The following is a 20,715-nucleotide window of genomic DNA, read 5'->3' on the forward strand; positions in this document are numbered from 1 at the left end:
CAGAGGCCGATTGTGTACCGACTCGGATCTCCTGCTAGTATAGGAGGCGAACTTTTTAAGTTCGTCTTCTTCTATTTTTTTTGGTTACGTGTAAATACGTGTTTACGTTTGAAGTGGGTTTACAGATCCTTAATAGGTCGACAAAAAGCCAAAGCCGCCCCAAAAGTTGGGACAGCTCGCTTCTACATATTTATTTATCTGAAGTTTTATGGTCTAAGTCATGATGCAACTCGGTTGCTGGTATTTTGGCATTATAGATCTGTCCTTTGGCAATGGGGTTAGAGATGTATACATAGCTTCCGGTTCCATCCGGCGCACTTCCTGTTGCCCACAGACCTTCACTAGATTCTTCGCCTTCTGACAAGTTCCAAAACTCATATGCTTCAGGCTGAGATTCTTGCTCTGCTTCAGGAGGGAAGGAAGCCGGTACCACAACACCATTTTTTTCTTCTAATTCTTGAATTGCCGCCATCCATTGATATTGATGATAGCGGTCGCGTGCTAGCATTTTCCGTAATGTAGCCCTAACGCTTTCGTCTTGCGTCATATGATATAGTCTGGCTACCTGCAATCGACCTTGGCTCTCTGCATGCAGATTGGACCGCATATCTGCCAAAAGATTGCCACTAGCCACAATGTAAGAACCATTCCATGGAACTCCATTGGAATTAGTAGGCAATCCACCAAGACCGCTGACCAGCAGGTGCTGCGGGTTAATTCCTCCCATAATGGCAGCTGTAACAGGGTCTTTGGCAGCTTGCTCCTGATCTTCTGGTTTAGCCCCATCAAGTAATTGACTAATTAAAGCACACAGCATCTCCACATGTCCTATTTCTTCTGTTCCAATATCCATTAACATATCTTTATATTTTTCATCACCGCGACAGTTAAACCCCTGAAACAAATATTGCATCATCACGGTCATTTCTCCAAATTGGCCTCCCAAAACTTCTTGTACCTGTCGGGCAAATAGAGGGTCAGGTCGCTCTACTTTCACTTCGAACTGCAACTCTTTTTGATGTCTAAACATAATTAGTCCTCCTATAGGTTAAAAGCAGTTTAGTGAATCCAAGCTATATTAACCCATTCAATGCGCAACAAAACGAGGATCTGCCTAACCATAAAATCCCCTAATACTACTAGAATGATAGGAGCCTTCATGAAAATAACTTTTCTGGTTCTTTGACTTGTATAAAAATGATAAAAAAGGGTAGCATATGTTTCACTTCAAAATAAAACTCTAAGGGGGTTTTGGTATTGTATTTTTATAAAGAAGATTTAATTAACTTAATAGTACCTGATAAACCCGACCCAGCTGCTGCAAAAGTGATTCAGGAGGTATTGGGTGGTCGATTTGGAGAAATGCGTACCATGATGCAGTTTTTCTTTCAAAGTAATAATTTTCGTGGTAACGCTGTACAGTATAGAGATTTGATACGAGGAGTTTTTCTAGAGGAGCTTAGTCATGTTGAACTGGTCCAACATACCATAAATCAACTTCTGACTGGCTCAGGTGAAGACCAAGCCGGCGATGCTGGAGTTGATCATGCTCCTTTGGATGAAGCGATAAAACATGCCAATCCTCATCATTTTATTATGGGAGCTCAAAGTTCCTTACCCGTTGATGCAAGTGGAAATCCTTGGTTAGGCAGTTATGTCTATTCCCACGGTAATCTGATTAGTGATTTGCTTGATAATCTCGTACTCGAATCTACAGGGGTTCTGCAAAAATCTCGAATTTACGAAATGAGCTCGAACAAAACATTTCGGGAAACATTGGCTTTTTTGATTGTACGGGATAATGCTCATCAAAATGCATTTGCCAAAGCATTAGAGACACTTGGAGTGGATTGGGGAAAATTGTTCCCGGTTCCAAACTACGATATTAACAAGTATCCAGAATGTCGGAAGTATGTTGAAATGGGCTTTCACAATGCACAGTTTAATTTTCGATTGGACTCTACCCGTATTGGAGAAATATTCAATGGGCAAACTCCAAGCAGAAACGGTGGGGATTTGAATGTCATTGACCCTCCAGAAGGCTTTCCTCTTCCGTATATGCCTGAATTGCCTAATGAACATAGCCCAGGTCTACAAGATCTTAACTCCTAGGATTAAATATAAAAATACAGATAGTAATTAGGCTTATATCCGTAATACAAAAAGAGGCTGTCCCTTGTAGGAAAAACCTACGGATTAAGGACAGTCTCTTTTCATTCGTGTAACCTGTGCTTCGAACAATCATTCCATACAAACAAAGTAACGCGGGGTGGCAGTGGCAGATCAGGATTCCAGATAAATCTCATCAATGGATACATGGCGTTCCCTGGATAAATCTATATATTCATCGTCGTTAATTCTTACTAACGGTCTGAAGTAATCCACAGGATTGTTCAGAATAATGGTTCCTGTCTGGCCTGTAGTCAATAGAACTTGCTTATTAATAAAATTCGGTAGCATATGTCTGATGAACACTTGAGTAGTTTCTGGATTTAGATGTCCAAAACTCATACTGTGCAGCTCGCGTAATACAGTCAGCAACTCCTGCTTCGTCTGATACACACGATTGGAAATCATCGCGCTGTATACGTCGGCAACAGCTGTTATGCTGGCAAAAGGATGAATTTCTTCCTTGAACAGTCCATGGGGGTACCCACTTCCGTCTTCGCGCTCGTGATGCTGCAAGGCGACGATTGCTGAAATCTCATCGCTGGTTGAATTGCGAATAATATCATAGCCATACAGAGAATGCTTTTTCATCTCATGAAATTCTTCAGGTGTCAGTTTACCCGGTTTGTTCAAAATCTCATCCGGTATCATGGACTTGCCTATATCGTGTAAATATCCAGCTTTACCAGCGGCATATGCCTCTTCCTCTGTATATCCTAGCCAAGTGGCAATGTAATATGACAGTATGCCTACTTGGAGAGAATGATTATAGGTATAGTGGTCTCCTCGTTCCATAATTAACAGCAGAGATACGACATCTTTTTGACGAGCCAGTTCTGAAACGAGAGGGCCGAACAGCTCATCAACTCGATATTCATCAAATTTTCCAGTTGAGGAAGCTTCGAGGAACATGCTTTCAAAGCCGCTGATCGTCTGCTCTATGAGGGGAACGGCGCGTTTAAGGGACTCGGGGGAAGCTGGAACATCGGGGGCAAAGCCAACCGGAATGCTCGTAGAACCAGCATCAATGTCGATATAATCGACACCGTGCATAATGAGCTTGGAAATATCGTCATGCTGAAGCTCGGTGCCCTGTATCATGACAGGCACACCATGCCCATTGTATGTATCGGATTTGAGGCGATCGCCCGGCTTGGCATCGGTAACGTGAACTCTCATGCGCTAACCTCCTTATTGTCGTAAATTTGTCGAAAATACGAAACAAACTTAATATATCAAGAATTATATGGGATGACAACGACTAATTTACTATTATTCCAAGCTGTAAAATAGGTCCCAAGGACCCGTCACCTCTGAGTTACATATAGAAGGTAATGTCAATGATTTTCACTATCTATGTCCACCTCATATGTACCATATTGCTAAATAACATGGTATGCTTAAACATTAGAAGCTCCAAAGTCGATATATAAAATATAGAGGAGGGCGGTTATGGAGATGACGACTCGGCAAACGTTGACCATTTTGCATACCAATGATATCCATAGTCATTTTGGCAGTATGCCTTCGATAGCCGCGATGATCAATGAACGAAGAGCTGCATCAGGGGATGCGCTTCTTGTGCTGGACATAGGAGACCACATGGATCGGATGGCCCCCGAAACGGAAGGAACGCTCGGTGGGACAAATGTGGATGTGATTAATCTGACAGGATACGATGCAATTACGATCGGCAATAATGAGGGACTGACTTTTACCTCGGATATGATTGAACAGGCATATGCAGGCATTCATTGTCCAGTTGTATGTGGCAATCTGACAGAGCGTGCTACGGGGAGGAATCCTTCGTGGATGAAGGAATCCGTTATTTTGAACAAAGCAGGAATCAAGATCGGTTTACTAGGTGTGACGGCTCCTTTTACAGAGTTTTATCAATTGTTGGGCTGGGATGTGCTTGATCCGTTTGAGGTGCTGGGGAAGCAGATTGCGGCACTCAGAAAGCAGGTGGATGTGGTGGTCGTGATGTCTCATCTGGGTTTACCCTCTGATGAGAAATTAGCGTCCCAGTTTCCTGAGATTGACGTTATTCTTGGTGGTCACACCCACCATGTGCTGGAGGAACCGCTTCAGATCGGGAACACCGTTCTATGTGGGGCCGGGAAGTTCGGAACGTTGCTCGGTGAAGTGACACTAACCCGTAACCATAGTCTTGAACCGTTTCGAGTTACCTCAGGCGGCGTAGTTCCTGTGAATCAGACGCTGCTGGACGAAAAAGTGGCATCGGCCATTGTGTTGCATCGCAGACAAGCAGAACGCGCCATGGAGAGCACGGTGGCAGTAACGGATCGGGAATTGGAGATCGCCTATAATGAGGAGTCCCCTTTCGGGAATTTGCTGGCACAATCGGTATCCCATTTTACAGGAACCGAAATTGCCCTCGTCAATGCAGGTCAACTGCTTGGTCCGTTGCCTCAAGGAGATATTAGCAAAGGAATACTACATTCCTTATGCCCATCGCCGATTAATCCCTGTGTTATGAAGTTGCGGGGAAGAGACATTCGGTTGGCACTGGAGCAGTCCCTGCTGCCTGAATTTACAGACAAGCCCATGACCGGCTTTGGCTTTAGAGGCAAAGTACTTGGCACCATGTGTGTGGAAGGGTTGACCATTCAGTATGATCCGGACCGTGCTCCTTATGAAAAAGTGACGGACATTCGTGTAGCGGGTCAAACCTTGGAAGAAGATGAGGAATACACAGTGGGCACGTTGGATATGTTCACTTTCAAAGCAGGCTATAAGGTGCTTGCGAACGGAACAGATCTCCAATTTATGCTTCCAGAATTTTTACGGGATTTGATTGAAATGGAGTTGAAGCGTCCGGGCGCGATGGAAGAATGTTTTGCAGCTAGGTGGCTTCAGGTATCAAAACAATCGGGAGAGGATTAAGCTGCGACTGGTACCTGTTACATTATTGAGAGCCGGCATGAAGCTGGGCAAAAAAATATACAATGAAAATGGAATGGTGCTGCTCTCGGAAGGTGTTGAGCTTACTTCGCGATTGATTGAACGTCTAGGCCAAGTCGGAATTGGATATGTATACATTGAGGATGCAGTGACAGAAGATATCGTCATACCCGAGATGATCCATGAACAGACAAGGGCGGCGGCGCTACAGGAAATCAAAAAGCAGTTTCAGGGTTTGTCATCCTACTCCGTAGATCATAAGCACAAATATTTTGGCAAGTCTTTTTATAAGGTAATGGAATCCATTCTGGACGATATTGGAGGCCGCCAGGATGCCATCATAATGTTGATGGATATCGGGGCTGCGGATCAGGATTTGTATCATCATTCTTTGAATGTATGCTTGTATTCACTAGTCCTGGGGATATCCAATGGCTACGATAATAACCAGCTCATGGAGCTAGGGATAGGTTCATTACTGCACGATATCGGTAAAATGAAGATTTCACCTCAAGTGCTCTATAAGCCGGGTAAATTGACGGACGAGGAATATGAGCACATGAAAACACATACAGTGATCGGCTATAAGCTACTTAAAGACGAACCCGGGATTCCCTTGTTGTCAGCTCATTGTGCATTACAGCATCATGAGCGTATTGACGGCAGTGGATACCCACATGGTTGGAAAAAGGACCAAATCCACGAATATGCGAAATGGATCGGTCTGGCGGACTCGTATGACGCGATGACGGCAAGTCGAATATACAAGCAGGCTTTGCTGCCTTATGAAGCGATGGAGGTGCTATACGCCGGGGCAGGAACGCTGTATGAGCAGCGGATGCTGGAAGCCTTTCGTGACTGTGTAGCTATTTATCCTCTGGGGCTCTCTGTGGTGCTCAACACAGGGGAAGAGGGAGTCGTAGTGCGTATACACCCCAAAATCCCGCAAAGGCCTGTCATTCGTATTGTAAGAGACCAGGATGGACAGGAACTGAAGGCGCCTTATGATGTGGATTTGTCCGTATCCCTTTCGGTTATGATTACAAACACATTGGGTGCAGCTACCGGTCCTTTCGGAGGAGTTCACGTAGATTAGCAGAGGATGTGGAAGAAAGCATGCAGACACTTTACACATCATGATATGATAATTATACGTCTTTTGAGGTTAATAACAGAAATAAGGTGAAAACATAATGACAGTTCTACAAAATAACACGCTACCCCAAATATCGCCAACGTATGATCCGTGGGACCCGATTGTATCACTGCGTACGCATGGTCGTCATTTGCTTACAAGTGTGGAAATGACCGTAACACATTTATGTAATATGCGCTGTGAGCATTGTGCCGTCGGTGACATGCTGGTTATGAAGGAGGCCCCTTTTCTTCCTTTAGATCTGATGCTGAAGCGCCTGGATGAAGTTGAGCATCTGGAGACAATAAGTATTACAGGCGGAGAACCTGCTTTGCTTGATAAAACAGTGGACGATGTGATCGTTCCGCTGTTGAAGTATGCTAAAGAGCGCGGTATTCGTTCGCAAATCAACTCCAACCTGACATTGGATATCCGAAGATATGAGAAGATGCTTCCGTATCTGGATGTCATGCATATATCGTTTAATTATTTAAATGCTGACGATTTTTATGAAGTGGGATTTGCAAATACCGGACGTCCGACTCCACGCGCGGGTGCTGTGCGCCTGTATGAAAAAATGATAGAGAATGCACGCGAATTGAGCGAAATGGGAATGTTCATTTCAGCTGAGTCCATGATTAATTATCGGACACATACGAAGCTAGGAGGCATTCATCAGTTGATCAACGAAATGGGATGCCGCCGGCATGAGGTTCACCCGATGTATGCGTCGAATTTTGCTTCTGCCTTGCCTGTACTGTCCCTTGACGATATGCGGAACTCGATTGATAAGTTGCTGGATGTACGGAATCAGGATATGTGGATGTTATTTGGTACACTACCATTCTTTGCTTGTTCAGAGCGGGAGGAAGACCGTAAATTGCTTCGCCGTTTGCGACAAGAACCGAATATTACGGTGCGTAATGATCCAGACGGAAGAAACCGTGTAAATGTGAATATGTTCACGGGTAGCGTATATGTGACGGATTTTGCAGACATTCCAGATTTTGGAAACATTCAGGAAAACAGTCTAGATAATATTTTCGGTGAATGGCTGAATGAGCATCCGCTGAATCAGACCGTGAACTGTCATTGTGATGCGGCTGCGTGTTGCGGACCAAACCTACTCGTAGCAGATATGTATTACAAGGGTGTAGACTTTAAATCAAGAAAAGCTTTGCAATTATAAGCATTTTTACATGATTCTAATTACAGTTTCCGATCATAAATACTGAATTGAATAACTTACAAGTCGAATGGTGCAAAATGCTAACTAAAGAAATGGGGAGTTCGTATTGGATGGTCATACCGAGTTTCATTGGGGATTGCTAGGGGTGAATCTCTTCTTGGTACTGCTGCTTGTCTTTCTAAACGGTGTTTTTGTGGCCGCAGAGTTTTCGCTGGTCAAAATGCGCCAATCCCGATTGACGCAGCTCCAAAGTGAGGGTCATCGCCTGGCAGGCTATGCGCTGAAGGTGAACCAAAAGTTGGATGCTTATCTGTCTGCCACCCAATTGGGCATTACGCTGGCCTCATTGGGGCTAGGCTGGATTGGTGAGCCAGCAATATCCGGCTACCTGATAGAGCCACTCATGCACAAACTCGGTGTAACTGACGGTACACTGATTACAACGGTATCCGTTGTCGTCGGATTTTGCGTCATTACTTTTTTGCATATTGTATTGGGCGAACTGGCTCCCAAGTCTTTGGCGATTCAAAAGACTGAAGGTGTGGCGTTGTTTTTATCGGCGCCCTTGCTGCTTTTTTATAAGGTTTTTCTACCTGTAATCTGGGTGTTAAATGCTGCCGCAAACATGTTGTTACGGGCATTCGGCATTCAGCCGGCGAGTGAAGCCGAAGCGGCACATTCTGAGGAAGAGATCCGTATATTGATGAATCAGAGCGCCAAGAGCGGTGTAATCGATAAGGATGAAATCAAGCTGATGGATAATATCTTTGATTTTTCCGACTTGCTTGCTCGTGAAATCATGTTGCCGCGTACAGATATGGATTGCTTGTACACGAATTTGTCGTTTAAGGAAAATTTGAAGATTATCAGTGAGACCAAGCATTCCCGTTACCCGGTAGCGGTTGAAGATAAAGATCAGATTATCGGTTTTGTCCATATTACAGATCTTCTGTTAGCTGAGCAGGGTGAGCAACTGGATCTGGCCTCGGTGGTGCGTCCTATTCTGAATGTGCCTGAGTCCATGGAAGTAAGTCATGTGCTACGCCTTATGCAGAAAAAGCATTCCCAAATGACTCTCGTGGTGGATGAATACGGTGGAACCGCCGGTCTGCTGACAGCGGAGGAAATTCTGGAGGAAATCGTCGGGGATCTCTATGATGAGTTTGAGGATGAACGTCCAAGCGTGGAAATGAAGGAAGACTTTATCTCTGTGGACGGTCGTATGCTCATTGAGGATGTGAATGATTTAACTGGAGTGAACATTGAAGACGACGAAGTGGATTCCATCGGAGGCTGGCTGTTCAAGGAATTGGAAGGCAGTCCGGTGAAAGGGAAGAAAATAGAGTTTTATAATCTGACCTTTGAAGTGGAGGAAGCAACAAGGCTTCGCATTATGAGAGTGAAAATTCACCGTAAAACTGAGCCTGTCATTGAAGATGAGCTTTCTAACGATGAGGAATCCTAATCCACAGAGATAGCCATGATTAGTTCAGATATGTAGTTATATAGAGTGCGGAAAGAAAGAGCCTTTAAATCCACGTTACCGTGGTTTTAAAGGCTCTTTTTGAGTTAGTTACTACTGCAATTCAATCGAAATATAGATAGCGGGGAGGATGCCATAATCAGCTTGAGCAGCAGTTGTATAGTTTATTTCTTTGAACAAAAATTTGTATCCGTTATTTTTTTGTTCGAGACTTGGGCGATGCGGCATATGTTGAATAGTAAAGCAGATGGATCAATTAAAGGAGGTTCCGGCCCGTGAAATTTCCACAGCAAGGTCAGTATGCCCCGTTTGTCGGCCCGTTCGATCCGTGTCCGCCCGTTCTGTGCAAGACTTATGTGCTCCCGCCAAACTTGTTTATACAATTTCAGCCCCCTGGTCTGCCACAATTCAGTCCAGAGGAGGCACTGACGAAAGGAACGCTATGGCCATTGCTTTACAGTCCTTATGAGCCTAGGAGAAACCAGGGGGGAGGCGAATAAAATGGAGAATCCAAATCAGGGTCAGTCCCCAAATCAATTCCAACAGCCAAATCAGCCTGAGGGTGGACATCAACAGCCGAATCAGTCTCAAAGCCCTTATTCAAATTCATATCAATACCAGAACCAATATCAATATCAGAACCAGTATCAAAATCAAGCCCAGGACTATAGTCAACCCAGAGAACCGATCCAAGGTTATACGCCCCAAGCCTATGCGCCTCAAACCAAGCCAGGTGATGCCCAGTTTTATGCGCTATTGGAGAAGCTCCAAGCGGTGGATTTTGTGCTGGTGGAACTGAATTTGTATCTGGATACACACCCGGATGATTTGCAGGCCATCGAACAGTTCAACAAGCTGACACAGGAAAGAACGGCGATTGCTAACGAGTATCAACTCCTATATGGACCCTTACAGAATTTTGGTCGTGCCTATTCCAAGTATCCTTGGGAGTGGAGCCAATCACCTTGGCCGTGGCAGGTATAGGTAGGGAATCGTACAACCTTTTGTATAAAGGAGGAACATAAATGTGGGTATATGAGAAAAAACTGCAATATCCCGTACGTGTCAGTAAATGTGATCCTCATATGGCCAAACTGCTGATGGAGCAGTATGGCGGAGCGGATGGCGAGCTGGCAGCGGCTTTGCGCTATCTGAATCAGCGGTATACGATTCCCGATAAAGTGATCGGTGTACTCAATGACATCGGCACGGAGGAATTTGCGCACCTCGAGATGATTGCGACTATGATTTACAAGCTAACCAAGGATGCGAGTGTGGAGCAAATGGAGGCAGCCGGTCTAGGCGAATATTATGCGGCACACGACCATGCGTTATTTTACCAAAACGCTTCCGGAGTGCCTTTTACAGCGGCCTATATCCAAGCTAAAGGTGACCCGATTGCTGATCTGTATGAGGATATTGCGGCAGAGGAAAAGGCGCGAGCTACATATCAGTGGCTGATTGATTTGACAGACGATGTGGATTTGCAGGATAGTTTGAAGTTTCTGCGTGAACGTGAGGTGATTCATTCGTTGCGTTTCCGTGAGTCAGTAGAAATTTTGAAGGGAGAAAGAGACCGGAAAAAGGTGTTCTGAAGGAGTCTTGTATGACGAATAGGAAAGGCCATCTGCAAGCATCACGTGCAGGTGGCCTTTCCTATCTATAAAACTAGTAACTTGTAAACAAAGCAGATTGTAGCTAATAAAGTCGATTTTCTACAAAAGAAATCGACTTTTTCAATGGCGCTCAACAGAATATTATTTTTGGTCTAGCTGTGCAAAATACTGCTCGTTATATAAAACACTTGGATGAGTAGGATGGTGCAACTGGGCTATGCGATGATGCGATTTTGCTTTTTCGATGTCACCGATTCGGTCATAACAGAGACATAATTGCAAGTGTGGAAACCAGGTATAGTACGACGAATTGGTTAAGGCCATCACATTTTGCGGGGGCTCAATCAGCGTCGCCTGATGAAACCAATAAATGGCTTGAGCATACTGCTCATCTTCAATGAACAAATTGCCGAAAGCACAGCAGAATTGGGCGCGTGGTACATCGAGGGTAAGTGTGCGGAGCAGTGCCATCCGTTGCTCCTGTTTTTGTGCTTGACGACCGTAGCAATCCGCAAGCTTAAAGCAAGCAGCAATCCGATCTTCTATCCATCCTTGATTTAGCCCTAGATAATGTTCGTACTGCTGAATGGCTTCTAGTGTGCGTCCGTTATCATATAATTCATTGGCGAAGTAGTAGTGATCTCGTTCAGAAAATACGGTGCCCTGCTCCCGATGCTTGAGATATATGTGCAAATTACGAGCAGTATAAGCTCGTGTTTTGTTATGAGTCACCGCCATATTACTGTGAAAGATGCTGCCTGTTACATTCAGGAACTCGTGAACAAATCCGGTCCATCTGAATCTGCGATCACGCCGTACAATTCGGTTTCTTTTGAGCTTATACAACGGCTGTCCTTGTTCATCTACGGATAGCACATAATCCATTGTAATGCTGTCATAAGAGAGGGTGGCTTGTTTTTTCCAGTTGAGAAAGGATAGTCGATCTTTTTCTTCCAGTATGTCATCGGCATCCAGCCAAAATTGATATTCTTGCGTGGCCTGATCAAACGCATAATTACGGGCAGCGGAGAAATCATCGCACCACTCAAAGTTGTATATCCGAGCGTTGAATGATGCAGCGACCTCTTGGGTTCTATCGGTAGATCCAGTATCAACGATAATGATTTCATCCACCAGGTCATGGACTGATTTCAGACAGGTATGAAGGGCTTCTTCTTCGTTTTTGACAATCATACATAAGCTGACAGTCACCATGCTCTTAGTCCCTCCCAAAAAACTTGGTATAATTTCCATTTTATTAGGATAGCTTGCTCATTATGTAGTAATTCGGCTTGAACATGTAAAGGGGATATGATGATCATAAATTCAGTTCTGCTCTAATAAATTAGAAAATCAAAGCTGGATGTTTGGGGGAAGGGTATGGATTGAAGATGTGGGTGACGTTCCGGGTTAGGATGTGCGACAGGATGGGTTTTATCGTTGAGTGGGGAAATTGTATTTTGTATTGATGTCGTTTTCATTGATATTTCCAGGTGTAAGTCCATTCATACCACGCTCACTCCCATATCGCTTGGTCGCAATTATGGTATGCGTTAGGACATGGAGGGGGAATGGTTATGAGGCTTCCGCCTGATGGAGGCGTTGACACATGCGTATACTAATCGGCAGCCCGGTGCACCAGAAGCCGGAAATTTTGTCTTTGTTCCTTCAAGCATTGGAGCGTCTGGAGGCACCTGACGTGCTACCGGATTATTTGTTTGTCGATGATAATGACAATCCGATTTCAAGCCAGTGGCTAGTTGACTTTTCCAATCGACTTCCGGGACGGGTTTTACCCTTGTTAACAGGCTCGCAGCAAGTGGAGAACCGAAGTGATGAGCACACTCATTATTGGCCGCCTGCTCTTGTCTGGAAAGTGGCTGGCTTTAAAAATCGTCTTATTGATTATGCACTTCAGCACAATTATGACGCGTTGTTTCTAGTCGATTCAGACCTGGTTCTCCATTCCCGTACCTTGTGCAGGCTGGTGGAGACGGAGAAGGATATTGTATCAGAGATTTTCTGGACACGCTGGCAACCGGAAGGACCGCTATTGCCTCAAGTGTGGGTTAGTGATGAATATAACTTGTTCCATCGTGAAGATGGCGAAGTGTTGTCCGCAGAGGAGCGAGCGCAACGTGAGTTGCATTTTATACACCAGTTGCATGTTCCAGGTTTGTATGAGGTGGGTGGTCTAGGGGCGTGTACCTTAATCCGCAGACGGGCGCTGGAAGCAGGGATTCATTTTGGTAAAATCAAAAACGTTTCTTATTGGGGAGAAGATCGACATTTTTGTATTCGAGCGGCTGCATTTGGATTTCCACTTTTTGTAGACACACACTATCCGGCAATGCATCTATATCGGGAAGCCGATCGAATGAAGGCAGAACAGCTATTATTCACCCTAAAGTACTTTACATCGAACCGCCCAGAGCATGTAACACATGCGGAACACTCCGATATTTCTCCAAGCTCTCCAGCCTTCAATCGTCCAGCATCGTCAAGAACCCCTAAATTCAACGAACCTCCAGTTATACCCGATGATCTCCGCGAAACTGCTGTCTTTGCCAAGTACACGGCAGATTCGTTTGTTGTACCCCCGGCGTTCACTGGTCCACGACAAAGTGAGCTTTATACACCGCCTGTCTCTAATCCTAAATTGACGCTGACCATGACGGTATGCAATGAGGCAGATCGCAAGCTTACAGACGTGCTGCTGAGTCACCGGGAATACATTGATGAAGCAGTCATTATTGATGATGGTAGTCATGACGATAGCGGAGCGTTGTGCCGGGAAATCTTACAAGGAATCCCTCTGCGTCTGATCCGCAATGAAACACCCTCTTTTATCAATGAAGTCGAACTTCGAAAGCAGCAGTGGAGAGAGACATTGGCTTCTTCTCCCGAATGGATATTAAGCATGGATGCTGACGAAATGTTCGAATCCCGCTTTGCCCAAGGGGTACATTCTTTGTTAGCGGGAACGAAAGCGGATACGATTTGTTTCAGGTTGTTTGATATGTGGTCTTCGACGCATTACCGTGATGATGACTATTGGCAGGCTCATCGGTATTACCGTCCTTTTTTAATTCGCTATAAAGAGGGGTTCCCTTATAAATGGAAGGAGCAGTCCTTGCACTGTGGGAGATTACCCGAAAATGTACTTGACCTTCCCACAGAGATCAGCAACTACCGTATTCAACATTGGGGTTGGTATACACCTGCTATTCGCATGGCTAAATTTGAGCGGTACCAGCTGCTTGACCCAAGTGCTCGTTATGGATGGAAAGAGCAATATGAATCCATTTTGGACCCGAACCCACGACTCACGCTCTGGGTGGATCAGGACAACAAAAATACAGAAAAAGAACCTACATCAGAATATGAACCTGACCATCAGGTGAACGCCTTGGATGTCGCCAAGGTGGCCAGTGTACAGGTCATGAACAAACCCGAACTACAAATAAAAAGTGAAGCCAAGGACACCTTTTATGCTACGGAGAAGGGGAAAGGAGCAGAGCAGAGTGTAAAATGCAAACTGTGTGGCTCATCTGACACGGTAGTATTTCATGATTATCAACGCTTTACCTTGATGGGATGCGGCTCCTGTGGATTGGTTTTTCGTAAGGATGTAGATCATATTCAGTCTGAGGAAATGATAGCAGAGATTTATAATGCCGATTGGGTTGCTATGCGGGATAGTGCGGCGACGTCCACCTATGGGGATCATGCTCTTTTTGGACTTATGTTGCTCGATATGTTCAGTCCCAGAAAAGGAAAATTGCTTGAGATTGGCTCAGGCACCGGAGAATTTATCCATGCTGCCCTTCAAGCTGGCTGGAATGCAGTGGGCATTGAGCCGTCCAGTGACTCGCGTGCCTATGCCAAATGCAAATATGAGGTAGATTTATTATCAGGCTATTGGAACGGTGAAACAGAATTAGATGCTCAAATACAACAAACTGTGGAAATTCACCGAGATCATGAAGATCAGGAAGGGATTGAGACTGAAAGTTTAGAGGAAGAAGCGGACTTACCTCTGGAGCACCAATACGAAGCCATCGCATGCTGGCATGTACTGGAGCATATCGCGGACCCGATCACATTTTTGACGGATTTGCGTGATCAGCTTCAACCTGATGGAACGTTATATATTACGGTCCCCAATAAAAACTCGTTTACCAACGAGGCCTATGGCGTTCACTCGCCTTTATTTACGGAGGAAGATCATTTGTACCATTATTCGGATCATACACTGACGCTCTTGCTGGAAAAGTCCGGCTTGCGCCCGGTGGCTTTGTTCACCCGCCAGCTTCCTGCTGGTTTGGATGCCTTGCTGCAAGCACATCCTTTGTACGGTGAGCTTGCCTTTACAGAGCAAATGGGATTGTTGGCTAAGCTTCAAGGTGAGAAACGGGGTCATGAATTATGCTGTGTAGCAAGAGTAATCTAAACATCTCCAAAGGAGGCTACATTCATGAATATGGCTGACCCGTATCTGTCTCGCTTTTTTGTATATTCTGATCCCAATTCGTCCAATATGATTTACAGACTCCCTCAAAGCTGGTGGAGTCGTCCCTATGAGTATGAGTGGTGTCTCCAATTTATGTCCGGGCAAGATACAGTATTGGACGCGGCTTGTGGAATACCGCACCCGTTCAAATTCGAGCTTGCCCGCCGTTGCGCTCAGGTTTATGCCTGCGATTTGGATATACGCATCGTTTCTGTAGATGCCATCTTGGCTGAGGTGCGGCGGGATATTGGGGAGGAGGCTGCTGAGCGCATTCAGGAGATTTTACCGGTTCGGCTCCACTCCGCACATGCCAATTTAACTGCTCTGCCCTATGAGGATGCCAGTTTTGACAAAATTGTATGTATATCAGTGTTGGAGCACTTAACCCCCGATGAATCTTTGGCAGCCTTGCGTGAATTTCACCGAACGTTAAGGGATGACGGAATGCTTTTACTGACATTTGATTATCCTACAGTGGACCTTTCAGCGATGGAACAGTGGATAGAAGAGGCGGGGTTTTCGTATTGGAGTGGGGTGGATCTTAAGCTTCCACGGGGGGCTTTACACACAGATATGTGGGGCGGTTTACATTGTTTTAGGACTGTTCTAAAAAAATATAAGAGTTAACGATATGCGCAATGAGGTTTACACAGACCTCTCTTATTGCTTATCATGAGAGGGGTTGGAGTGTAAACTTACATAGGAAAGGAATGACTGATAACTACATGAACAATGCACCTGTGTTGAAGAAACCTGAGGCTATGGTATTTGATATGGACGGTACGCTTTTTCAGACAGAGACGCTATTGCTTCCTGCGTACCACAAGCTGTTTGATACGCTGCGCGCCGAAGGGCTTTATGAAGGAGAGACTCCTCCCGAGGAGCTTATTTTGAATAGTTTGGGTATGCTGCTGGATGAAATCTGGAGAAGAGTGATGCCAGAAGCCAGTGAAGCGGCTCACAGAAGAGCGGACGAGTTGTTGCTTCAGCTGGAGCTGGAGGGATTGAAGAATGGAAGTCATGCTCTGTATCCACATGTAAAAGAAACACTTCAGGCACTTCATGAGCAAGGTGTCCGATTATTCGTAGCCAGTAACGGGCTGGAGGATTATGTAAAGGGGATCGCTGCAGCGTATGAAATGGTTCCTATTTTTGAAGGACTGTACAGCGCTGGGGAATACAGTACGCTTTCCAAAGTGAATTTGCTAGAAATTCTGTTGAGCAAGCACGATATTTCGAATGTATGGATGGTAGGAGATCGTTCCTCAGATGTGGAAGCTGGCAAAAAGAACGGACAGACGGTGATCGGCTGTGCTTATGCTGGATTTGGTGTGAATGATGAGTTGGAAGGGTCCGATGCGATTATTACAGACTTTACGCAGTTGCTTACGCTTTATAAAAACGCCGAGTAACGGTGAAAACGCAGATAAGCGTTATAAATCGCTGTGGCGTACCATATAAATAATACATGCAAACGATGTTAAGCAGATAACAAAACAAAGGAAGGCAGCCACTTAGGCGGAGCCTTCCTTTGCTTTACTTTCTGTCTTATCTTCTGTTTGTTCTTCTGCTTTTTGTTCCGTCTGCGGCTTCGGATTAATCTGAGTGTGGTAGACCCATAGGGCATATTCCATAGGTTTGGTGATGGCACGACGATAGGTTTCTTTTTCGCCAATGCGTGAAAATACCTCGCGAGCCGGCTTCGGGTTGACCTCAAGCACGTAGATATGACCGTCCTTATTAATTGCCAAATCGAGCGCAAGCTCACATAATGCCCCATAGCTTTCTTCCAGATATGCAGCAATGTCCAGTCCGAGCTTTTCCCCTTGCTTGATGATTTTCTCTCTGTGGCCTTCATCACGAATCCATTGCGTCAGCAATTGCTTCATCGGTACTGCCTTGCCTCCGCCATGCAGGTTGGAAGTGACACTCCGATGTGCCCCGATGCGCCCGGCACATCCCGTTAGCTCCCATACTCCCTGGCTATTTTTCTGTACCAGCATACGGTAATCATGGACCCTGCCATTCGGCAACTGCACAGGAATGCCTTCCTGAACAATGTAGTTATCCATGTTCCAGCTACTCAGACGCGGCTCCAGACGATCCAGACGTACCCGTTGCTGGGGAATAATATGGCGCTTGCGATTGCGTCCCTCAATCAGATACAGGCCACTCTGCTTGTTAACAGGCTCAATGCGTAAAATGCCGCGGCCTCCTGTGCCGTTAATTGGCTTGAGGTATACTAGTGAATTCTGTTTGAGCATTCGCTTTACACTATGAAATCCATCGAACGGCTCTGTTGCAGGCAGATGGGGGCGAAAGGCAGCCTTTCTCGCAAGCTGCTGATGAATGGCCCATTTATTGCTCAGCGGTCGGTTTAAATAAACAAGGTCTGTATACTGCAATCGGAATTTCTTTAATTGACGATACCGCTCACTGCGCTGCACTCGGCAGCGGTCGAAAATCATATCCGGAAATTCTCGCCATTTTCGAGTCCATTTACCGCTATGTGGATCATAAATTTGGGCAAGGAGCAGTCTGCGATCCTTATGGACATCCGCAGGAGTGAATACATACATATCCAGCCCCAGCCTTTTGCCTTCTGCGATCATGCGTTCATATATGTCACGTTCCTCCAGTTGCTTCTTACTGTTCAAATACAAAGTCATGATGCCTAGGACAGGTTTTGGCACAGCATTCCACCTTCCTCTGCCGTCTGCTCATCTTCGGACAACTCCCCACAAAATATCAGCGTGGGCTTTCCCGTCGGTCCAGTCGTCATTTCATGCGCAATAAGTCCAGCGCCGAAACAGGTTTTGAGACTGGCCATATTGTCGGTGGCTACGCTGCACGTCAGACGGCGCAGCTGTTGGAGCTGGGCGGACAGCAGTCTAGCGCCCAGTCTGCGGCCCCGGTAAAGCGGACGAACAATCACGATGCAAGCATCTTTCCCATAATTCAGAGCGAGGGAAAATCCCGCAATCCGTAGCCCCTTCTCCGTGCGCACATATGCGCACAGGAGGGAGGAGCCAGGGGTGTTCAATTGCTCCGGCGTTAAAACAGCCAACTGCCGCAGAGCATTGCGAGTAATGCGCATGCCGCCCGAACTGCGAGCCAGAAACAGCAACTGTCGTCGTCTCAGTACCCAACTCCGGGCAGGCAAATGTTGAACATCGCTAATTTGCGGCATGATTCCACTTCCTTGAGATTATTTCATTCGTTCGGCCAAAAAGGAGCTGTATTGAAATATACGTCTAAGTGATTTTTGACGGATTTCGGGCTCGTCGAATTTCATCGGTTTGGCATTGGCTTCAAAAAACCAGAGGGTCCCGAGTGTGTCTACGCCCAAATCCATAGACATTTCACCGTGAGAAAGACCGGATGCGCGTTCAATTTGACGTGCAATCTGAATGGCCGTACTTTTAACCTTATCCAGCAAATCTGTGCTGTCCTCAGGTCCAAAGATTGAGGATAGCAGCTTGAACGGATCCTCCACACTTCCCCCACGCGGAACATGTGTTGTAATACTTCCCTTACCCGCTAGTCTGGCGCCTACTCCGGTAATGCTCCATGCGCCACGGGCATTTTTTTGCACCAGAAGCCGCAAATCGAAGGGCTTTTTCTGATAGGTTGCCAGATCGATACCCTGCTGAATGATATAAGGCGAGTTGCCTGTTTCTCGGCGAATACGTCCCCATAACCGAGACAAGGATACAGATCGGTAGGTTATGCTTTTTTTGTCATGTTGAATGGTCAACCTGTATGCCATCAGATGCTCAGGGTTGAATCTGAGAATCATAATTCCCTTTCCGGCTTTACCGTTTTCCGGTTTGAGATACAGGTATGGATATGCAGACAGCATTTTTCCTAAGGAAGACAGGTTGCTCAACCGTTTGGTAATTGGAACAAGTTGACGAGTGGATTCCGAGGTACGGAGCCATTTGAACAGTTCCCATTTGTTAAAAAAGCCCGGATTGTACAGCTCAACGCCTGAGGCATGTGAAATTTCATCCAGCTTTGCGCGCACAGAAGTTTTAAGTTCATAATTACGGTTGGGGATACGATTATAAATGACCTGTGGAGATGGGAAATCTTGTTCCTCCCATATTTGTGAGTTTTTGTTATAGATGTAGCCCTTCACTGTTTCATCTGCCAGCTTCAAGTCCCTGACAGTAACAATGTACACCTGATACCCCATGCGCGTTCCCGTTTCTAGAATATCCCTGAAGTTTCGCTGATTTCCTTTGAAAAATTGTTCATCGTCGTGCACTGTCAATACAGCAACAACTGGTTTTTGCTCCGCCCGGGTATTCATAGTTCCTCTTTTCTGCGGAATTTACTGAGGTAAAGACAGTGGTCCAAAATATGCTCCACGGATGCTTTACCCTCCGCACGCAACGATGGATGCTGAAAAATGGATCGACCTGGCTTAGAATTGGCTTCAAACATCCATACCTTTTCATCCTGATCAATGCCCAGGTCGAATCCGATTTCACCCAGTAGATGCTGGTGGTGATATTCAATGGCTTCTGCTAGCGTAACTGCTACATTCTTGGCACGTTGAAGCACTTCACCCGCTCGGTCTCCGAATACCCGACCGAGCGCTTGCTCGGGTGTCATCAGGGAACCGCCGTTTTTGATATGAGTCGTGACACTGCCACGTCCGGCCTTTTTGGCTCCAATGCCAACGACGACCCATTGGTTATTGCCGTCTTTGTGCATATGAAACCGGAAATCAATCGGGCAATTATCAATCTCGATTAGTTGAATGCCCTGCTGAATGACGTAGCCTTTTAGCGTCTGTCCCTTATTGGAGTGAAGCATCCGCAGCATGGAGTTAAAAGTGGTAAACCGCAGCAGTACATTGCTATTTTTCTTCCGATACCTCACATAGTATCCTTGTTTGGGGACATAGGACAGACGATAGATTCCTTTGCCCAGACTGCCGCTACTTGGCTTATAATAAGCAAATTGATGCCGCTCCAGCATACCTCGGATACGTTCAGAGCTGGGATTCATATAGGATTCAGGGACATAACGGTTAACCTCTGGATTATTTTCCAGCAGATGATAGATATCGGATTTATTGAAAAAGCTCCAGTTAAAGAAAGGAATTCGTTTGCGGGAAAAGCGTTCGCGTAGTTGATTAATCGCTGGGGAAAAATCTGAGCGGCGGCTCGGCAAACGATTATAAATTACGTCCGGCAGAGGTACGAGTTTACGTGTAAACTCCCCGCTGGATGACAGAAAATAGCCGTTAATCGTATCATTTTGCCAGTTGATATCCCGTGGGGTGAAGGCAAAAATATAAGATTTTTTGCTGCCTTCCTTCAAAAGTTGCTTAATAAAGCCTGTGCGTGATCCGAAAGGGCGGGTGGTGGAGTTAGTAGCATCAGACAATACTCCAATCAACGGTCCAAGCTGAACATCTCCGTCCAGATTCCGCAAATAAATAGACCCGCTTTTGGGAACACGGATTGCGTTGCGCAAGCCGGAGGTCAAGTATAAATGACGTCCCGCCTTCTGAATGGGTTTTACTGTTGCGGGAATCTGATCCTTGCCAAGTCGCAGACGAATGGACTTGGCTCCAGATAACTTAAGGCTTTTCAACAAGGCAGTGGATATATACGCCACCTTGTCGGGCTGCTGTGAGAAATGCACATTGCAATGCGTTAAACTCATCTG

At 45.7% G+C, this 20,715-nt stretch carries 18 protein-coding genes; 11 read left to right on the top strand and 7 right to left on the bottom strand.

All coding sequences use genetic code 11. The features are described 5' to 3' along the window. Window positions 1–190: 190 nt before the first annotated feature. Window positions 191–1,030, bottom strand: coding sequence for a manganese catalase family protein (locus ACUC6J_RS07975; protein ID WP_016819592.1), 840 nt, complete (start codon window positions 1,028–1,030; stop codon window positions 191–193). A gap of 227 nt (window positions 1,031–1,257) precedes the next feature. Between ACUC6J_RS07975 and ACUC6J_RS07980 the strand changes: the two genes are divergently transcribed. Continuing rightward, entirely contained in the window at window positions 1,258–2,112 is an 855-nt protein-coding gene (locus ACUC6J_RS07980; protein WP_016819593.1) for a manganese catalase family protein, read from the top strand. Window positions 2,113–2,283: 171 nt separating this feature from the next. Here the strand turns inward: ACUC6J_RS07980 and ACUC6J_RS07985 are convergent, their stop codons facing one another. Continuing rightward, on the bottom strand, window positions 2,284–3,348 hold the full coding sequence (locus ACUC6J_RS07985; RefSeq protein WP_016819594.1) for an HD-GYP domain-containing protein: 1,065 nt from the start codon (window positions 3,346–3,348) through the stop codon (window positions 2,284–2,286). Between the two features lie 273 nt (window positions 3,349–3,621). On the opposite strand from ACUC6J_RS07985, the gene ACUC6J_RS07990 reads away from it, so the two are divergent. From ACUC6J_RS07990 to ACUC6J_RS08020, 7 genes are all read left to right on the top strand, one after another. Then, a complete protein-coding gene (locus ACUC6J_RS07990) occupies window positions 3,622–5,076 on the top strand; it encodes a bifunctional metallophosphatase/5'-nucleotidase (protein WP_447250047.1) in 1,455 nt (484 codons plus the stop codon). Next, a complete protein-coding gene (locus ACUC6J_RS07995; protein ID WP_019686832.1) occupies window positions 5,030–6,190 on the top strand; it encodes an HD-GYP domain-containing protein in 1,161 nt (386 codons plus the stop codon). The genes ACUC6J_RS07990 and ACUC6J_RS07995 overlap by 47 nt, the downstream gene beginning before the upstream one ends. 97 nt (window positions 6,191–6,287) lie before the next feature. Further along, window positions 6,288–7,418, top strand: a complete 1,131-nt coding sequence (gene yfkAB / locus ACUC6J_RS08000) for a radical SAM/CxCxxxxC motif protein YfkAB (RefSeq protein WP_045243942.1) — start codon at window positions 6,288–6,290, stop codon at window positions 7,416–7,418. A gap of 106 nt (window positions 7,419–7,524) precedes the next feature. Next, window positions 7,525–8,883 carry a hemolysin family protein gene (locus tag ACUC6J_RS08005; RefSeq protein WP_016819598.1) on the top strand — a complete coding sequence of 453 codons (1,359 nt, stop codon included), beginning with the start codon at window positions 7,525–7,527 and terminating at the stop codon, window positions 8,881–8,883. 293 nt (window positions 8,884–9,176) lie between these two features. After that, window positions 9,177–9,401 carry a spore coat associated protein CotJA gene (locus tag ACUC6J_RS08010; protein ID WP_016819599.1) on the top strand — a complete coding sequence of 75 codons (225 nt, stop codon included), beginning with the start codon at window positions 9,177–9,179 and terminating at the stop codon, window positions 9,399–9,401. Between the two features lies 1 nt (window position 9,402). Continuing rightward, window positions 9,403–9,885 carry a spore coat protein CotJB gene (locus ACUC6J_RS08015; RefSeq protein WP_016819600.1) on the top strand — a complete coding sequence of 161 codons (483 nt, stop codon included), beginning with the start codon at window positions 9,403–9,405 and terminating at the stop codon, window positions 9,883–9,885. Window positions 9,886–9,926: 41 nt separating this feature from the next. Next, window positions 9,927–10,496, top strand: coding sequence for a manganese catalase family protein (locus ACUC6J_RS08020; RefSeq protein WP_016819601.1), 570 nt, complete (start codon window positions 9,927–9,929; stop codon window positions 10,494–10,496). 162 nt (window positions 10,497–10,658) lie between these two features. Here the strand turns inward: ACUC6J_RS08020 and ACUC6J_RS08025 are convergent, their stop codons facing one another. Then, complete coding sequence (locus ACUC6J_RS08025) at window positions 10,659–11,732, bottom strand: glycosyltransferase family 2 protein (RefSeq protein ID WP_045243941.1); 1,074 nt, start codon at window positions 11,730–11,732, stop codon at window positions 10,659–10,661. Between the two features lie 394 nt (window positions 11,733–12,126). Here ACUC6J_RS08025 and ACUC6J_RS08030 point away from each other — a divergent pair, with 394 nt between their 5' ends. The 3 genes from ACUC6J_RS08030 to ACUC6J_RS08040 all read left to right on the top strand — a co-directional run bounded on the left by ACUC6J_RS08030 (window position 12,127) and on the right by ACUC6J_RS08040 (window position 16,442). Then, complete coding sequence (locus ACUC6J_RS08030) at window positions 12,127–14,970, top strand: bifunctional glycosyltransferase/class I SAM-dependent methyltransferase (RefSeq protein WP_045243940.1); 2,844 nt, start codon at window positions 12,127–12,129, stop codon at window positions 14,968–14,970. Window positions 14,971–14,994: 24 nt separating this feature from the next. Beyond that, window positions 14,995–15,657, top strand: a complete 663-nt coding sequence (locus tag ACUC6J_RS08035) for a class I SAM-dependent methyltransferase (protein ID WP_016819604.1) — start codon at window positions 14,995–14,997, stop codon at window positions 15,655–15,657. Window positions 15,658–15,740: 83 nt separating this feature from the next. Then, window positions 15,741–16,442, top strand: a complete 702-nt coding sequence (locus ACUC6J_RS08040) for an HAD family hydrolase (RefSeq protein ID WP_016819605.1) — start codon at window positions 15,741–15,743, stop codon at window positions 16,440–16,442. 102 nt (window positions 16,443–16,544) lie between these two features. Here ACUC6J_RS08040 and ACUC6J_RS08045 read toward each other — a convergent pair whose 3' ends face one another. From ACUC6J_RS08045 to ACUC6J_RS08060, 4 genes are read right to left on the bottom strand one after another with little or no spacing between them, the layout of a single operon-like run. Then, window positions 16,545–17,723 carry a YheC/YheD family endospore coat-associated protein gene (locus ACUC6J_RS08045; protein WP_019686837.1) on the bottom strand — a complete coding sequence of 393 codons (1,179 nt, stop codon included), beginning with the start codon at window positions 17,721–17,723 and terminating at the stop codon, window positions 16,545–16,547. Further along, complete coding sequence (locus ACUC6J_RS08050; protein ID WP_016819607.1) at window positions 17,705–18,220, bottom strand: GNAT family N-acetyltransferase; 516 nt, start codon at window positions 18,218–18,220, stop codon at window positions 17,705–17,707. The genes ACUC6J_RS08045 and ACUC6J_RS08050 overlap by 19 nt, the downstream gene beginning before the upstream one ends. Before the next feature lie 18 nt (window positions 18,221–18,238). Further along, entirely contained in the window at window positions 18,239–19,345 is a 1,107-nt protein-coding gene (locus ACUC6J_RS08055; RefSeq protein ID WP_017425918.1) for a YheC/YheD family endospore coat-associated protein, read from the bottom strand. After that, window positions 19,342–20,712, bottom strand: a complete 1,371-nt coding sequence (locus tag ACUC6J_RS08060) for a YheC/YheD family endospore coat-associated protein (RefSeq protein ID WP_016819609.1) — start codon at window positions 20,710–20,712, stop codon at window positions 19,342–19,344. The genes ACUC6J_RS08055 and ACUC6J_RS08060 overlap by 4 nt, the downstream gene beginning before the upstream one ends. Window positions 20,713–20,715 lie beyond the last annotated feature (3 nt).

This window comes from Paenibacillus sp. JJ1683, from assembly GCF_053006485.1.

Excerpts from the sequence above, each read along its gene's own strand:
- yfkAB (WP_045243942.1), top strand. The coding sequence starts at position 6,288 with ATGACAGTTCTACAAAATAACACGCTACCCCAAATATCGCCAACGTAT.
- ACUC6J_RS08060 (WP_016819609.1), bottom strand. The coding sequence starts at position 20,712 with ATGAGTTTAACGCATTGCAATGTGCATTTCTCACAGCAGCCCGACAAG.
- ACUC6J_RS08055 (WP_017425918.1), bottom strand. The coding sequence starts at position 19,345 with ATGAATACCCGGGCGGAGCAAAAACCAGTTGTTGCTGTATTGACAGTG.
- ACUC6J_RS08030 (WP_045243940.1), top strand. The coding sequence starts at position 12,127 with ATGCGTATACTAATCGGCAGCCCGGTGCACCAGAAGCCGGAAATTTTG.
- ACUC6J_RS07990 (WP_447250047.1), top strand. The coding sequence starts at position 3,622 with ATGGAGATGACGACTCGGCAAACGTTGACCATTTTGCATACCAATGAT.
- ACUC6J_RS07985 (WP_016819594.1), bottom strand. The coding sequence starts at position 3,348 with ATGAGAGTTCACGTTACCGATGCCAAGCCGGGCGATCGCCTCAAATCC.
- ACUC6J_RS08035 (WP_016819604.1), top strand. The coding sequence starts at position 14,995 with ATGAATATGGCTGACCCGTATCTGTCTCGCTTTTTTGTATATTCTGAT.
- ACUC6J_RS08015 (WP_016819600.1), top strand. The coding sequence starts at position 9,403 with ATGGAGAATCCAAATCAGGGTCAGTCCCCAAATCAATTCCAACAGCCA.
- ACUC6J_RS08050 (WP_016819607.1), bottom strand. The coding sequence starts at position 18,220 with ATGCCGCAAATTAGCGATGTTCAACATTTGCCTGCCCGGAGTTGGGTA.
- ACUC6J_RS07975 (WP_016819592.1), bottom strand. The coding sequence starts at position 1,030 with ATGTTTAGACATCAAAAAGAGTTGCAGTTCGAAGTGAAAGTAGAGCGA.
- ACUC6J_RS08040 (WP_016819605.1), top strand. The coding sequence starts at position 15,741 with ATGACTGATAACTACATGAACAATGCACCTGTGTTGAAGAAACCTGAG.
- ACUC6J_RS08025 (WP_045243941.1), bottom strand. The coding sequence starts at position 11,732 with ATGGTGACTGTCAGCTTATGTATGATTGTCAAAAACGAAGAAGAAGCC.
- ACUC6J_RS08020 (WP_016819601.1), top strand. The coding sequence starts at position 9,927 with ATGTGGGTATATGAGAAAAAACTGCAATATCCCGTACGTGTCAGTAAA.